A 12,906-nucleotide genomic window follows, 5' to 3' on the forward strand; every position below is an offset into this window, starting at 1 on the left:
CCGGCCACCGGCGGCCTCTATCGGTTCTCCAACGTGACCTATCGTGGAGTTCAGCTCGGCAAGGTCACCGCCGTGGGTTTGACACCGACCGGCGCCAAAGCGACGCTGTCGCTTAGCACTTCACCCAAGGTCCCCGCGGACTTGACCGCCGAGGTGCTCAGTGTCTCCGCGGTGGGTGAACAGTACGTGGACCTTCGGCCCAGAAACGACTCGCCGCCCTACCTGCACGACGGCTCGGTTATTGCCATGCGCGACACGACAATTCCGCAACCGGTCGCCCCAATGCTCGAGCAGGTCAATGCGTTGGTCCAGAGCATCCCGAAGACCAAACTCGGCCAATTACTCGACGAGTCGTTCCAGGGCTTCAACGGTTCCGGTTACGACCTGGGGTCACTGCTCGACTCCTCACAGACGTTGTCCCGCGACGCCAACGGCGTGGTCGATCGCACCCGGGCCCTCACCGAAGACACCGGGCCGCTGCTGGACACCCAGGCGCGCACCCTCGATTCGATAAGAACGTGGGCGCGCAGCTTCGCGGGCATTTCGGATACGCTGGTGACCAACGATTCCCACTTCCGCACCATCCTGCAAACGGGTCCGGAGACTGCGAACGAAGCCTCCCGGCTTTTCGAACAAATCAAACCGACGCTGCCGGTGTTGCTTGCCAACCTCACCACCATCGGCCAGATCGGCGTCACCTACCATCCCTCGCTCGAGCAGCTGCTCGTATTGCTTCCGTCGGGCGTCGCGATCGAGCAGGCCGCTGCGGGTGAGAACCACCCCGACGGTAGGGCTTACGGTGACTTCGCAGCCACGGTCGAGGATCCACCCATCTGCACGGTCGGCTTCATGCCGCCCAACACATGGCGATCCCCGGACGACCTCACCGACATGGACACACCGGACGGGTTGTATTGCAAACTCCCGCAGGATTCACCGATCGCGGTTCGCGGCGCCCGCAACTACCCCTGCATGGGTCACCCGGGTAAGCGGGCGCCGACCGTCGAAATCTGTAACAGCGACAAGCCGTTCATGCCGCTGGCGATGCGCCAGCACGCCCTCGGTCCCTATCCGCTGGATCCGAATCTACTAGCCCAGGGCGTCCCGCCCGATGACCGGATCACCACCAACGACAGGATTTTCGGCCCAGTCGAGGGAACGCCGCTGCCGCCTGGGGCGGTGCCGCGCGGCGCACCCGCGGGGCCCCGGGGTGAAAATCCCCCACCGGGCACGGTGGGAGCTGCTGTACCGCCCATGCCTTCGTCCGGACCCCCTGCGCTGGCGCCCATGTCGAGAATGTCGGCGGACCTTCCGCCCTTCGCGCCACTCGACGTCCCTGCGCCGGGAGAGCTTCCCGCACCGCCCGCTGCGCCGGCACCGCCGCCGGCCCCGCCCGTTCCTTCCGATCCGGCACCTGCAGACACAGCTGGCGGCGGAGGACCCCAGGCTGCGCCAAGCTCGTTCGGAGCCAACGCATCCAAACCCGCGCCCTCGGTCGTGGTGGCAAAGTACGATCCGCGCACCGGTCGTTATGTCGGCCCGGATGGGAAGCTGTATCAGCAGTCGGACCTCGTTGCTCCGAAAGCGCCCAGGACGTGGAAGGACATGCTTCCCACCTGAATTCGCCCCGACATGAAGCGGTCGGCAGGGCTGGCCTGCGGCTACGACCGCCCGGTCAGGAGAGCTGGTCCAGGCGCAACGGCATCGTGATATCAAGCCAATTGTTCTGCCCGCAGGCGCCGCTTGGGCCGACGGTCTTGTCCTTGCCCGAGAAGACGCGCGACCCGAGTTGGAATCCACCATTGTCATTCACCGGGTAGAAAAAGAAGGCCTGCATCCCGGGGAACGCGGTACCGTCTTCGCACCGCTCCCAGTTCGGCACTTCGCGTTTCACCTTCCACATCTGGCCATCGTTCATATACATGGGCGCGCTCCAACCCTGGTCGCTCGTGACCGTGCCATGGCACTCCTGGGTGGTTTCGCACGTCGAGTTGATGGTCCATACTTGGTAGACCGTCGGTTCGCCGAAGTACTGGTCATTTCTCTGGGCCCAGTCGCCGATGGACGTGGCACGGTAAGTCCCATTGATCGCCACGTCTTCCTTGGTTATAGCCTTGGCCGTGGGCGCAGTGCTCAGACCGCCGAAGGCGGTGAGAGCCACCAGCGTTGCAGTGCTGAGTGTTTTGGCTGGACGCATCGGCTGCTCCTCGAACCGGGTAATCCGAGAGTGCCTGTGGCACCTTTTCGCCGTCGGTTGCGGCGCTCTTGAGCGATGACGTTACACCGCTTCGGGCCGCCGGTTAACGGTTAGGGCAAGATCAGCCGCGCTCATCCGGAGGGGTCGAATTTCGCGATCAGCCAGGAGCCGTTGACTTTCCACAGCGTGACCAGGACGCTGCTCTGCGTGTTCTCAGGATCCTTCTTTTGCTCGCTTTTCGTCGTCTGGTCGACGAAAACCAGCACGACGGCCGAATCGGGATGCAATTCCGAGATTGCGGCCCGAATCACCTTGGCAGAGGCCGTCAGCTGTCCCTTCTGCGCCGTCGGCGCGACGACATCGTCGCTGAATTTGCTGTAATACCTCAGAAGGTCACCGGTGAGATGTGACTTCGCGTTGCTGAAATCGCGGTTCAAATGGTCATAGGAATACGACAACACCGCCACGGCGCCATCTGACGCCGCCTGGATCGCCCGGTGCGCCGCCACATCGTCGACCTGCTGATCCGGCCGGTACACGATGAAGTACACGCCGCCAGCGACTCCCAGTGCGGCAATAACCAACGTTGTCGCGACGATCGAACGCCACCTCGCCGCATACCGGCGGGCCCGGCGCCCGATCTCCGCCAGCCGGTGCAAGCGCGCCGGTCCCACTCCAGCGCGCGCCAGTCCGTCCTCGCCGTCGGGCGAAGTATGGGCGCCGTCAATCGCCTTTCCGGTCCCGTCCGGCGGCGAGCCGGGTTCGACAGTCATCGCACGAATTCAACTTTCGACATCTTGAGCTGGCCGCCGTCGCGGTCCATATTGACGCTGAGCCGAAACAGGGCGGGCGGCGGTTTGGCGGTATCTGGCCCAATGGGATCGGTTTTCGCCGCCACAAGCACGACTCCGGAATTGTCGCTAAACGACTGGACGGCGACGGCTTCGATGGTGACCTTGGCGCCGACCTTAGTCTCCTCGGCCCTCTTGACCATCAGGGGCGACAGCACGGAGAGCTGGTCCTTCTGGTCGCCCGTGGAGGCATCGATGGCGCGCTGGACACTCTCCTTGGCGTGATCGGGGTCAATCGACATGAAGGCCGTAATCCCTTGCCGGGCGGCTGCACTGAACTCCGCGGCGAGTTGGCGATTATGCAACGCGGTGTGATGCTGCCACAGCATGTAGCCGCTCGCGGCGAGAGAAGTGGAGAAGAGAACGATGCCGATGCCGGCGGCTACAGTCTTCCGCCCTGGGCGCCGTAGCCACCGTGGCCGCCTGGGTCGTCGCGGCAAACGTAGCCGTTTCCGCGTGGACGTCGCGGATCGCTGCTCGACGTCGTGGGCGTCGTCCCCCGCGTCCTCGGTTTCGGCTGCCCCGCGCAGGCTCTCCAGGCGCGCCCGAGCCGCCGCGGCGCGCGCTTCAGCCTTGGCAACTTCGTCTTCTTCCGGATGCTCTCCGGATGCGGCCGCTACGTCGCCGCTCTCGGCCCCTGCGTTTGACTGCGGTTCGTCGGGATCGGTCATATCCTTCGGGTCACCACAATCGTCGGTGTCGGGTCCCACCGGATCGTGCACGGGGAGGAAGCTTATCACTCCGACCTGGGGTCAACGCCTTCACCGGACGGCTGGGTTGTGCCCCTGACATGCGGAACTGCTCCCCCCGGGAGGCGCGCGGAGCGGCGTTCGAGACGGCCTGGCGCCCACCCCCGTTCGCCCTGCGTCATCTTCTCCAAGCAGGAGAATTTTCTTTTCGGGTGTGGCAAAGTAATTGGGTGCGATTCATCGTGGCGATGGCAGCCGCGTTGGTCGGCGCCGGCCTGCTGGCGGCGCCGCCATCCTTCGCGGGGCCGACGGTCTGCGACTACCCCGCCTGCACCCCGGGGATCATGCCGCATCAGGTTTTGGGCGCGCCGTGTGACAACACCACCTATTACGCCTTCGGCGTCGCCGACGGTTATGTCTCGTTCGCCTCGGAGCCCGGACGCTTGATGTTCTGCGGCTCGCCGAGGAGGTACCAGCCGCGTTGGTTCCGCTCACCTCCGATGGCGGGGGTCAAGGAGGAGAACGCAAACTGCCCGAACTATTTGAACTACGTCGCGCAGGCACCTGACGGTCTGTTCCTGATTTGTATTGCTCACGACGGCATAGCCAGTTGGGTCCGCGCTGACACGTAGCCGCGTCAGCCGCGGCCTTCCCGTGGCAGACCCAGCAGGCGTCGGCTCAAATCGGTGACCCGGTCGAGCAATGTGTCGTCGTCGATGTCGGCGACCAGCGGATGCATGACGGCGGTGCTGAGCGCGCCGGAGAACATGGCCGCTTCGATCCGTCCGTCCAGACCGGCATCGCTGAGCAGCACCCGGTACAGGCGGTCCATGAAGAGCTGAAACGGCTTGTGTTCGGCCAGCAATCGGACTACGACGGGATCGAATTGCAGCGTGCGCACCAGCCGGCGGTCACGGACGGCCATCTCAATCACGCGGACCAGCAAGGCATCTCGCGCTTGCGGGCCGTCGTCGTACGCTTCGGCCTCCTCGAGTGCCGGCTCGAGCCGGCCGAGCTCGCGCTCGGTCACGGCGATGACGATCTGCTCTTTGGTCCGGAACTGATGGTAGACAGCAGCTTTCGTGATGCCGACGGCGTCGGCGATCATCTGCAGCGACGTGCCGCTGACACCGTGCATAGCGAACAGATCCAGCGCGGCATCGAGTACCCGCGTCCGGGCCGGGCTGTGCTCGATCAGCCAGAATTGCTCGCCGGTGAGGTGTTGCCGCGCTGTTCCCACGCACCGAGACTAGACGATGCCCTTGACCGAAGCTAGCCGATCGGCTAGCTTCGCTGACGAGCCGTGTGTGTAGCCGATTTCGGGAGGGGTGCAGATGTCCGACGCCGACGGGGGCGATGCACCGGGCCGGGGGAGGACGCGGGCCGCGCAGCGGCGGACCGACGGTGAGCTGATCCTGCTGTGGACTCTGCCCGCGGCCCTGATCCTGTGGATCACCTCGTTCCTTCTCTTCCCGGGTTTCAACCCGCCGATGTCACCGTCGATGTCCGCGGAACAGGTCGCCGCGTTCTATCGCGATCCGGCCCACCTGCCGGAGATCCGGTACAGCATGATCGTGTTCAACTGGTTCGGCGTATGCCTGATCCCGATCCTGGCCCTGATCGTGCTGCAGATCCGCCGGATGGCGCACCGGACGCCGATCTTCTCCTACGCGATGCTGGGTTGTGCGGCCGGCGGCCCGACCCTCTTCCTCGTCGCCAACGTCTGCTGGTTACTGGCCGCCTTTCGTCCGGAACGCAGCCCCGGGCTGACCCAGCTGCTCAACGACTTCGGCTGGATCACCTTCACGATCCTGGTTCCTTTCCTGATCGGCCAGAGCGTGATCCTCGCCCTGGCAATCTATTTCGATGATCAGCCGCGCCCGGTCTTCGGTCGCTGGGTGGCTTACTTCAACCTTCTGGTGGCAGCCGCATTGGTCCCCGCCGCGTTCGTCGGCGTCTCGTTGACCGGGCCGCTGGCGTGGGACGGCTTCCTGTCGTTCTGGGTGAAAAACGCTGCGATCGCCGTCTGGATCGTCGTGATGGGCGTTGTCCTGGCGCGTGCCCTATATCGCGAGCGCGCCGAGAACCACGGGCCCGCAGGCGAATTGGTTGGCGCATGAGCGCGGTGATCACACCGCCGACTTCCCCGGCCCCACCCCCCGCGGGCTCGCTGCCCGAGCGAATCCGCTGGCACATCAGGCATAACCCCAAGCGAGAACTGTGGTTGGCGTGGGGGGCCCTGATGGTGTTCTACACCATCTTTTTCCCGATGTTCTTCATCGTGGCGCAGGTCCAGCCCCCGCCGGAGCCCACCTGGGATCTCGCCACGCAGGCGCACTGGTTCTCCGAGCGCCATCTTGGGATACCGGTCGGCTTCGGCATCATCTTCGCGATCAGCGGCATGATCGCGTTCAACAATGCGATCATCGCGTACTCGATGCGGCGCATGTCGGTCAGCCGCGCCTTCGCGTATTCATATCTGCTCATCTATTCGCTCAGCGCTGTTCCCGGCATGCTGCTGCTCAACATCGCGCTGATCGTCGGCACCCTGCGACCCGAGCGCGACCCCGAGGCGATCGGCTGGCTGTACGACTTCGCCTTCTTGTCCTTCGACGGCACCATGGGGGTGTTCCTGATCGGCTCGCTGATCTGGATGGTCGCCATCCTGCTCGACAAGAATCGGGTGTTCCCCAAGTGGTTCGGGTATTTGAACCTGTGCAACGCGCTGACCGAGGTGGTGGTGGCACCGTGCTGGATCTTCCGGCGCGGCGTGTTCGCGTGGGACGGCGAGATTGCCTGGTGGCTGGACATGGTCGTATTCGGCGTCTACCAAGTCACTTTCATCGTGATGCTATTTCAAATGATCCGCCGCGAAGACTTCGGTACCGGACCACTGCCCAAGCTGCCGGCAAAAGAGGCAGCTGCCTGATGACCGAGGTGGCCGACGAGAACCAACGATCCAGATTCGTGCCCGGTCAACCCGACATGTGGGCCTTCGTGCTGTTCGAGACACTGGTCTTCACAGCGTATTTCGGCTTCTATCTGTTCTCCCGGGCTCGCGATCCCGAGCTGTTTCTGCAGTCGCAGGCGCACCTCGACCTGCGCATCGGGGTATTCAACACCCTTGTCCTGCTCCTGAGCTCGTGGTCGGTGGCGCGGTGTGTCCAGTCCGCCCGCGCCGGCGCCTACCCGGCGGCACTGCGGGACGCGTTCATCACGGCGGGGTTCGCGGTGGTCTTCCTGCTCGGCAAGGTCTTCGAGTGGGCCCGACTGGTCGGCACGGGTAACGGTTTGGGCAGCAACGATTTTTTCACCTATTATTTCTTCCTCACCGGCATCCACTTCGTACACCTGCTGATCGGTTTCGTCGCCCTCGGCGTCATCGTCTACCAACTTCGCGGGAAGGCGCGAAAAGCCCACGAAACGCGGGAATCTCAGCAGCTCGTCGAAACCTGCGCGACCTACTGGCACACCGTCGATTTCCTGTGGGTACTCATCTTCGCGTTGCTGTATGTGGTGAGGTGATCGGAATCAAATTCAACAAACGGCTGCTGGTGGTGTGGACGATCCTGGCGGCCCTGACCCTCGGCTACCTGTGGCTAGACCATTCCGCGGGCGGATCGCTGAGATCCAGCGCAGTGGTCACGTCGAGCGTCATCGTGATCGCACTTGTCAAGGTGCGCATCATTTTTCGAGAGTTCATGGAGGTGCGCAACGCTCCCGTGCTGCTGTGCCGGCTTACGGACGCGTGGGTGCTGCTGATGGGCGTCGCCCTGCTCAGCTGTTACTTCGTCGGCTTGTACCTCTGATTCAGCCCGCGACCGCGACCGCGTCCGCGGTGGTGAACGTGAGGTGGAGTTCGCTCAGGCCGCGCAGGATGTACGTCGGCTCGTAGGTGTAGCGACGCTCGGCGGCCGGGCCGTGATGGGCTTCGTCGATCTCGATGTGCGGCATCCGGTCCAGGATGCGTTCGATCGAAACGCGGCCCTCGACTCGGGCGAGCGGACCGCCCGGACAGGAGTGGACACCCCGGGCGAACGCCATGTGCTCGCGAACGTTCTTGCGGCGCAGGTCGAATTCGTGCGGGTTGGAGAACCGACGCGGGTCGCGGTTCGCGGCGCCCGGCAGGATCATCACCACCGTGCCGGCGGGGATGTCGACACCCCCGACGGTGGTGGCCTTGCGGGCCAGCCGCGAGTCGCTCTTGACGGGGCTGTCCATCCGTAACGATTCCTCGATGAACCCCGGGATCAGGCTGCGGTCCTCGCGCAGCTCCTGCTGGATGTCCGGTCGGTCACCGAGCACCTGAAGTGCCGCGCTGAGCAGCTTGGCCGTCGTCTCCTGGCCCGCGGCGAACAGGAACGTCGCCGAGCGGACCACCTCGATCACCGGGGGCGTCGACCCGTCCGGATACTTCGCCGAGGCGAGCGAGGTCAACACGTCGTTACGCGGCTCGCGCCGCCGGTCCTCGATGTAGTTGCAGAACTTGTCGTCGAGCCACTCCAGCGGGTTGATGCCGACCGACTCGTGGTCGAGGGCGCCCACTCGACCGGGCCTATCGGCACCGAGGACTGAGCGGAACTCCTTGTGGTCTTCCTCGGGCACGCCGAGCAGGTCGGCGATCACCAAGGTGGCGAACGGCTTTGAGTATTCGGCGATGAACTCGCACTCGCCGTTCTGCAGGAACTCGTCGAGCTGCCGGTCGGCCAGGCGCCACATGAACTCCTCGTTGTGCTTCAGCCGGCTGGGGGTCAGCAGCTTGGCCAGCACGGACCGGGCCTTGGTGTGGTCCGGCGGATCCATGGTGACCATGTGCTCGAACATGGGGAAGGAGCTGCGGTGCGCATCGATCTGGGCGCTGATGTCGTCGCCTTCGGGCGTGAACGGCAGCGGCGGGAACGGGCCGCCCAGCGCGACGATGTTGGAGAACGTGTCGGGATCCTTGTAGATCTCGCAGGCTTCGTCGTAGCCCGTAACCGCGACGACGCCATAGTGCGGCAGCCGCAACACCGGGTTCTGGCTGCGCAGGTAATCGAAGTAGGGGTGCGGATCGGGCACCAGAGACGGGTCGGTGAAGAAGTCGATCGACTCGTAATCGCTCATCGGATTGCGTCTCCCTGGCTTGGATTACCGGCTGTGTTCGGCGGCAGGGGCATGGGGCCGCGCGATCTCGAAACCGAAATGTGCTGAGCACCTGCTTAGCATGGCGGTAATGTCAGGGTCAAGATCGCAACGCCGGGGCAGAGCGATGACCTGGCTACGATTTGACTAGGTCGACACCGGAATCTCGAGAGCATGGAGTGACGGCATGACATCTGCTTCTGCGGCCCGCCGGATCGGGGCGCCGGACGCGAAGAATCGCGGCCTGCTGCTCGACGCGGCCGAGCAGCTGATGCTCGAAGAGGGCTATGCCGCCGTGACGTCACGCCGCCTCGCGAACAAGGCGGGGCTGAAACCGCAGTTGGTGCACTACTACTTCCGCACCATGGAGGAGCTGTTTCTGGAGGTCTTCCGCCGCCGCGCCGACGAAGGACTGCAGGCGCAGGCCCAGCTGCTGCAATCGCCGCAACCCTTGTGGGCGCTCTGGCGGTTCGGCACCGATCCGGGCTTCACCCGGATTTCGATGGAATTCATGGCGTTGGCCAATCATCGCAAAGACATGCGGGCCGAGATCGCCTACTACGCCGAACGTTTCCGCGAGGAGCAGCGCAAAGCGGTGGCCGCCGCGTTGCAGCGTTACGGCGCGGGCAACGAGGACGTGCCGGCGGTGGTCTGGACGGTGCTGATGACCAGTTTGTCGCGCATGCTGGTGCTCGAGCAGGCGATCGGCATGTCCGGCGGTCACGCCGAGACCGTGGAGTTGGTCGAGCAATACCTGCGTCGCCTAGAGGGCGAGCCGCGACCGATCGAGGATGTCCCGCCGACCTGGGTAGTTCACCAGTTGCGCAGCGAGCAGAGCACGCCTTTGGGGCCGTCCTTGGACACGACGACGGCTCCGTCCACCGCCAGATCACAGTGAAGCCCCGGCGTGCCGGGCTCGGTGCCCGTGCTCGCCACGACCATCGCGTAGTCATCGGGGTTGGACATGTCCAGGTCGAAGCTCCACGGTTTGCCCGGGCCGAGATCGACATCGACGTGCGGCGTGAAGGAGTAGGGGTTGTGGCTGTAGTCGGAGAACTTCTCCGGCTGGTGGTCCAGGTAATAGATGTCGGTGTAGATCGGATTCTGCGCGGTGACGGTGTACTTGACGTGGTGCATCGCCGGGTCGGCGACGGCGTGCGCGGCGCTCACGACCGAACCGGTCGCACCAACCAGCAACGCGGACAGGGTCGCTGCGCCCACGCCCAATCGTCTGTCCGTCATCTCGCTCCTCCAGCCGCCCGTCCCGCACTCGTGGTGCGGTTCATGACTCGCTCCGCGGCCCGCCAGTGTGCGTCGGCGACCCACAGCCGCGCAAAGGATGCTATCGCTTCGTCGGCCGAAACCCCGCTGATTACGCGCTTTATCTCGGTCGCCGGGTGCCGGGCCAACGACCTGGCGACGGATTGCCATCCCGCGTCGAACTCCGCGCGCGGCAGCACCCGATCGACCAGGCCGACTCGTTGCGCCTCGGCCGCCGTGAGGGCGGTTCCGGTGCCGGCCAGCAACAGCGCCCTGCTCTTGCCGACGAGCGCGGCCAGCCGCTCGGCGCCGCCCCAGGCCGGCATGATCTCCAGCTCCACCTGGTTGAAGGCGATCTTGACGTCGTCGGCCGCCAGCCGGATGTCGGCGGCGACCGCGACTTCGGCGCCGCCGCCGAAGGCGTGGCCATTCAGCGCGGCGATCACCGGCGCCGGGAAGCTGGCCAATTGGTCGCATATCGCTCGCATCCGCTTGGCCATCGCCGCGGCATCCTCTTCCGTCCGCAGTGCGCGCAGCTCCTTGAGGTCGCCGCCGGATACGAAGGCCCGATCACCCGCGCCCTTGATCACCAGGGCTTTGGCGCCCGCCGCCGCGTCGAGCGCCTTCTCCAGCTGCTGCATGGTGTCCAGCGCGATGGCATTGCGCGCTTGCGGGCGATCGATGGTCAGCACCGCCAACCCGTCGTCGATCTCCAGGTCCACCATGCGTCATTCGCTCCTCGGATGAAAATGCACGATATTGGCATTCTCTCGGTGCGAGAATAACATCGTCGTCGCAGGCCGAAGGGCTATCGTCAACGAAGACAGGGGTGCTCGGGTGCTGGATCGAAGCGTGGCCACGGTCGCGGCGGCACTGGCCGTCGCCGCACTTGCGGGTTGCGCGTCGCGACCGTCGACCCAGATCTCCAGCACCGCCTCGGTGACGGTCGACGGTAACGACCGAACCTTCCACATCGTGAAGTGCGGCCAGTTGCAGTGGACCCGGACGATCGACATCGGCGGCAACTTCGCCGGCGCCAAGATCGTCATCGACGAAAACGCGCAACCCGCGTCCGCCGAGTCCGTCCGCATCCAGAACCTGGGCGGGTTCAGCGGGATGTACTCCCGGGGCGACGGCGGCAACGCCGACCTGAGCGTTACCGGTGACAAGTTCACCGTCAGCGGCACCGCCAACGGCTACAAGACCGACAAACCCGGTGAGCCGGCCACCGCGACGTTCAAAATCGTCGTCACCTGCTGACCGCTCGGAACCGCAATCGGCGGGCGGCGTTGCGATTCGACGCCCGTAGAGAATAGTATTCTCGTAAATCAAGAAGGAGGATTCCATGGGCCAGTTGTCGCATCGTGAAGACGTCCCGTTCCCGATCTTTGACGCGGACAACCACCTCTACGAGCCGCCGGAGGCGCTGACCAAATACCTGCCCAAGGCGTACCAGGACTACGTCCAGTACGTGCAGGTCAACGGGCGGACGAAGATCGCGATCCGCGGCCACATCAGCAACTACATCCCCAACCCGACCTTCGAGGTCGTCGCCCGGCCGGGCGCCTGGGAGGAGTACTTCAAGTACGGCAACCCGGAGGGCAAAACCAAGCGCGAACTGTTCGGCGAGCCGATGCGCGCGATTCCGGCGTTCTTCGAACCCGGCCCGCGGCTGGAGAAGATGAACGAGCTGGGTCTGGACCGCACCCTGATGTTCCCGACGCTGGCCAGCCTGCTCGAGGAGCGGCTGCGCGACGACCCGGTCGCCATCCACGTCCTGGTCCACGCGCTGAACGAGTGGCTCGACGACGTCTGGGGGTTCAACTACCAGAACCGCATCTTCACCACGCCGGTCATCACCCTGCCGATCGTCGAGAAGGCGATCGAGGAGCTGGAATGGGCGGTCAAGCGCGGTGCCCGCTGCATTCTGGTGCGCCCGGCTCCGGTCCCCGGCTTCCGCGGCCCCCGGTCGTTCGCCCTGCCGGAGTTCGACCCGTTCTGGGAGCGCGTCGTCGAGCACGACGTCCTGGTCGGCATGCATTCCAGCGACAGCGGCTACTCCCGCTACACCTCCGAGTGGGACGGGGCCGAACAGGAAATGTTGCCGTTCCAGACCAACGCGATGGGCATCCTCAACGAGTGGCGGCCGATCCAGGATGCGGTGGGCTCGTGGGTGATCCACGGCGCGCTCTATCGCCACCCCAAGCTGAAGGTCGCGATCGTCGAGGCGGGTTCGAAGTGGATGACCCCGCTGCTCGACGGCCTCGCCGAGGTCTTCCGCAAGGCGCCGGAGGCGTTCCCGAGCGACCCCGTCGAGATGGTCAAGAACCGGATCCACGTCAGCCCGTTCTTCGAGGACGGCATCGACGACCTGATCAGCCTCGTCGGGGTGGATCAGGTGCTGTACGGCTCGGACTGGCCGCACCCGGAGGGGCTTGCGGAGCCGACGTTCTACGTCAACGCGCTGTCGCACCTGTCCGTCGACGACCAGGCGAAGATCATGGGTGGCAACCTCGGTCGGCTCGTCACGGTGTGACTGGCGCGCCGGCCGGCCAGCATTGGGAGACCATCCCCGCGATGGTCTCGAGCGCGGCGGACCGCTTCGGCGACGCGGAAGCGGTCGTCGACGGTCCGCTGCGCTTCACCTTCACCGAGATCGTCGACAGAATCCGTTGCGCAGCAGGCGCTTTCGCCGAGCTGGGCGTCGACAAGGGCGATCGCGTCGCGGTCTGGGCGCCGAATTCCGCGGAATGGATCATCGCGGCCTTCGGGCTGCTCACCGCGGGCG

The 12,906-nt window shown here is 65.0% G+C and carries 17 protein-coding genes; 10 read left to right on the top strand and 7 right to left on the bottom strand.

The window, feature by feature from the left end:
• Positions 1–1,620 (top strand): MCE family protein (locus A9X03_RS24895; RefSeq protein WP_067784114.1); only part of this gene is annotated, 1,620 nt, incomplete at its 5' end.
• 55 nt (positions 1,621–1,675) lie between these two features.
• Here the strand turns inward: A9X03_RS24895 and A9X03_RS24900 are convergent.
• From A9X03_RS24900 to A9X03_RS24910, 3 genes are all read right to left on the bottom strand, one after another.
• A complete protein-coding gene (locus A9X03_RS24900) occupies positions 1,676–2,197 on the bottom strand; it encodes a hypothetical protein (protein WP_067753308.1) in 522 nt (173 codons plus the stop codon).
• 131 nt (positions 2,198–2,328) lie between these two features.
• Positions 2,329–2,970, bottom strand: coding sequence for a hypothetical protein (locus tag A9X03_RS24905; protein ID WP_068263476.1), 642 nt, complete (start codon positions 2,968–2,970; stop codon positions 2,329–2,331).
• Complete coding sequence (locus tag A9X03_RS24910; protein ID WP_082969734.1) at positions 2,967–3,770, bottom strand: hypothetical protein; 804 nt, start codon at positions 3,768–3,770, stop codon at positions 2,967–2,969. Before A9X03_RS24910 ends, A9X03_RS24905 begins: the two co-directional genes overlap by 4 nt.
• 215 nt (positions 3,771–3,985) lie before the next feature.
• Between A9X03_RS24910 and A9X03_RS24915 the strand changes: the two genes are divergently transcribed.
• Positions 3,986–4,369, top strand: a complete 384-nt coding sequence (locus tag A9X03_RS24915) for a hypothetical protein (RefSeq protein ID WP_197504973.1) — start codon at positions 3,986–3,988, stop codon at positions 4,367–4,369.
• Positions 4,370–4,374: 5 nt separating this feature from the next.
• Here A9X03_RS24915 and A9X03_RS24920 read toward each other — a convergent pair whose 3' ends face one another.
• Positions 4,375–4,977 carry a TetR/AcrR family transcriptional regulator gene (locus tag A9X03_RS24920; RefSeq protein WP_067753315.1) on the bottom strand — a complete coding sequence of 201 codons (603 nt, stop codon included), beginning with the start codon at positions 4,975–4,977 and terminating at the stop codon, positions 4,375–4,377.
• Positions 4,978–5,071: 94 nt separating this feature from the next.
• Between A9X03_RS24920 and A9X03_RS24925 the strand changes: the two genes are divergently transcribed.
• From A9X03_RS24925 to A9X03_RS24940, 4 genes are read left to right on the top strand one after another with little or no spacing between them, the layout of a single operon-like run.
• Positions 5,072–5,857 carry a hypothetical protein gene (locus A9X03_RS24925; RefSeq protein WP_067753414.1) on the top strand — a complete coding sequence of 262 codons (786 nt, stop codon included), beginning with the start codon at positions 5,072–5,074 and terminating at the stop codon, positions 5,855–5,857.
• Entirely contained in the window at positions 5,854–6,666 is an 813-nt protein-coding gene (locus tag A9X03_RS24930; protein WP_067753318.1) for a hypothetical protein, read from the top strand. Before A9X03_RS24925 ends, A9X03_RS24930 begins: the two co-directional genes overlap by 4 nt.
• Positions 6,666–7,262 carry a cytochrome c oxidase subunit 3 family protein gene (locus tag A9X03_RS24935; protein WP_067753321.1) on the top strand — a complete coding sequence of 199 codons (597 nt, stop codon included), beginning with the start codon at positions 6,666–6,668 and terminating at the stop codon, positions 7,260–7,262. The genes A9X03_RS24930 and A9X03_RS24935 overlap by 1 nt, the downstream gene beginning before the upstream one ends.
• Positions 7,262–7,546 (top strand): cytochrome C oxidase subunit IV family protein, encoded by a 285-nt coding sequence (locus A9X03_RS24940; protein ID WP_067753417.1) that lies wholly within the window; start codon positions 7,262–7,264, stop codon positions 7,544–7,546. The genes A9X03_RS24935 and A9X03_RS24940 overlap by 1 nt, the downstream gene beginning before the upstream one ends.
• A 1-nt stretch (position 7,547) precedes the next feature.
• Here A9X03_RS24940 and A9X03_RS24945 read toward each other — a convergent pair whose 3' ends face one another.
• Positions 7,548–8,840 carry a cytochrome P450 gene (locus A9X03_RS24945; protein WP_067753324.1) on the bottom strand — a complete coding sequence of 431 codons (1,293 nt, stop codon included), beginning with the start codon at positions 8,838–8,840 and terminating at the stop codon, positions 7,548–7,550.
• Positions 8,841–9,045: 205 nt separating this feature from the next.
• Between A9X03_RS24945 and A9X03_RS24950 the strand changes: the two genes are divergently transcribed.
• The gene (locus A9X03_RS24950; protein ID WP_067753328.1) at positions 9,046–9,756 is read left to right on the top strand and encodes a TetR/AcrR family transcriptional regulator; all 711 of its coding nucleotides are present in this window, start codon (positions 9,046–9,048) and stop codon (positions 9,754–9,756) included.
• On the opposite strand, the gene A9X03_RS24955 is transcribed toward A9X03_RS24950, so the two are convergent.
• Positions 9,672–10,055: a hypothetical protein gene (locus A9X03_RS24955; protein ID WP_082950159.1), complete on the bottom strand. Its 384-nt coding sequence runs from the start codon at positions 10,053–10,055 to the stop codon at positions 9,672–9,674. The two genes, A9X03_RS24950 and A9X03_RS24955, sit on opposite strands and share 85 nt — an antisense overlap.
• 41 nt (positions 10,056–10,096) lie before the next feature.
• Positions 10,097–10,843, bottom strand: coding sequence for an enoyl-CoA hydratase/isomerase family protein (locus tag A9X03_RS24960; protein ID WP_067753334.1), 747 nt, complete (start codon positions 10,841–10,843; stop codon positions 10,097–10,099).
• 115 nt (positions 10,844–10,958) lie between these two features.
• Between A9X03_RS24960 and A9X03_RS24965 the strand changes: the two genes are divergently transcribed.
• The 3 genes from A9X03_RS24965 to A9X03_RS24975 form a co-directional block, all read left to right on the top strand.
• On the top strand, positions 10,959–11,378 hold the full coding sequence (locus A9X03_RS24965) for a lipoprotein LpqH (protein WP_369807415.1): 420 nt from the start codon (positions 10,959–10,961) through the stop codon (positions 11,376–11,378).
• Positions 11,379–11,463: 85 nt separating this feature from the next.
• On the top strand, positions 11,464–12,654 hold the full coding sequence (locus tag A9X03_RS24970; RefSeq protein ID WP_067753342.1) for an amidohydrolase family protein: 1,191 nt from the start codon (positions 11,464–11,466) through the stop codon (positions 12,652–12,654).
• Positions 12,655–12,695: 41 nt separating this feature from the next.
• Positions 12,696–12,906, top strand: a 211-nt coding sequence (locus A9X03_RS24975) for an AMP-binding protein (RefSeq protein ID WP_156746669.1), incomplete at its 3' end; no start/stop codon positions are given.

It is taken from the genome of Mycobacterium sp. E1715, assembly GCF_001667625.1.
Lineage (GTDB): Bacteria > Actinomycetota > Actinomycetes > Mycobacteriales > Mycobacteriaceae > Mycobacterium.

Excerpts from the sequence above, each read along its gene's own strand:
- A9X03_RS24900 (WP_067753308.1), bottom strand. The coding sequence starts at position 2,197 with ATGCGTCCAGCCAAAACACTCAGCACTGCAACGCTGGTGGCTCTCACC.
- A9X03_RS24905 (WP_068263476.1), bottom strand. The coding sequence starts at position 2,970 with ATGACTGTCGAACCCGGCTCGCCGCCGGACGGGACCGGAAAGGCGATT.
- A9X03_RS24915 (WP_197504973.1), top strand. The coding sequence starts at position 3,986 with ATGGCAGCCGCGTTGGTCGGCGCCGGCCTGCTGGCGGCGCCGCCATCC.
- A9X03_RS24925 (WP_067753414.1), top strand. The coding sequence starts at position 5,072 with ATGTCCGACGCCGACGGGGGCGATGCACCGGGCCGGGGGAGGACGCGG.
- A9X03_RS24930 (WP_067753318.1), top strand. The coding sequence starts at position 5,854 with ATGAGCGCGGTGATCACACCGCCGACTTCCCCGGCCCCACCCCCCGCG.
- A9X03_RS24935 (WP_067753321.1), top strand. The coding sequence starts at position 6,666 with ATGACCGAGGTGGCCGACGAGAACCAACGATCCAGATTCGTGCCCGGT.
- A9X03_RS24945 (WP_067753324.1), bottom strand. The coding sequence starts at position 8,840 with ATGAGCGATTACGAGTCGATCGACTTCTTCACCGACCCGTCTCTGGTG.
- A9X03_RS24950 (WP_067753328.1), top strand. The coding sequence starts at position 9,046 with ATGACATCTGCTTCTGCGGCCCGCCGGATCGGGGCGCCGGACGCGAAG.
- A9X03_RS24960 (WP_067753334.1), bottom strand. The coding sequence starts at position 10,843 with ATGGTGGACCTGGAGATCGACGACGGGTTGGCGGTGCTGACCATCGAT.
- A9X03_RS24970 (WP_067753342.1), top strand. The coding sequence starts at position 11,464 with ATGGGCCAGTTGTCGCATCGTGAAGACGTCCCGTTCCCGATCTTTGAC.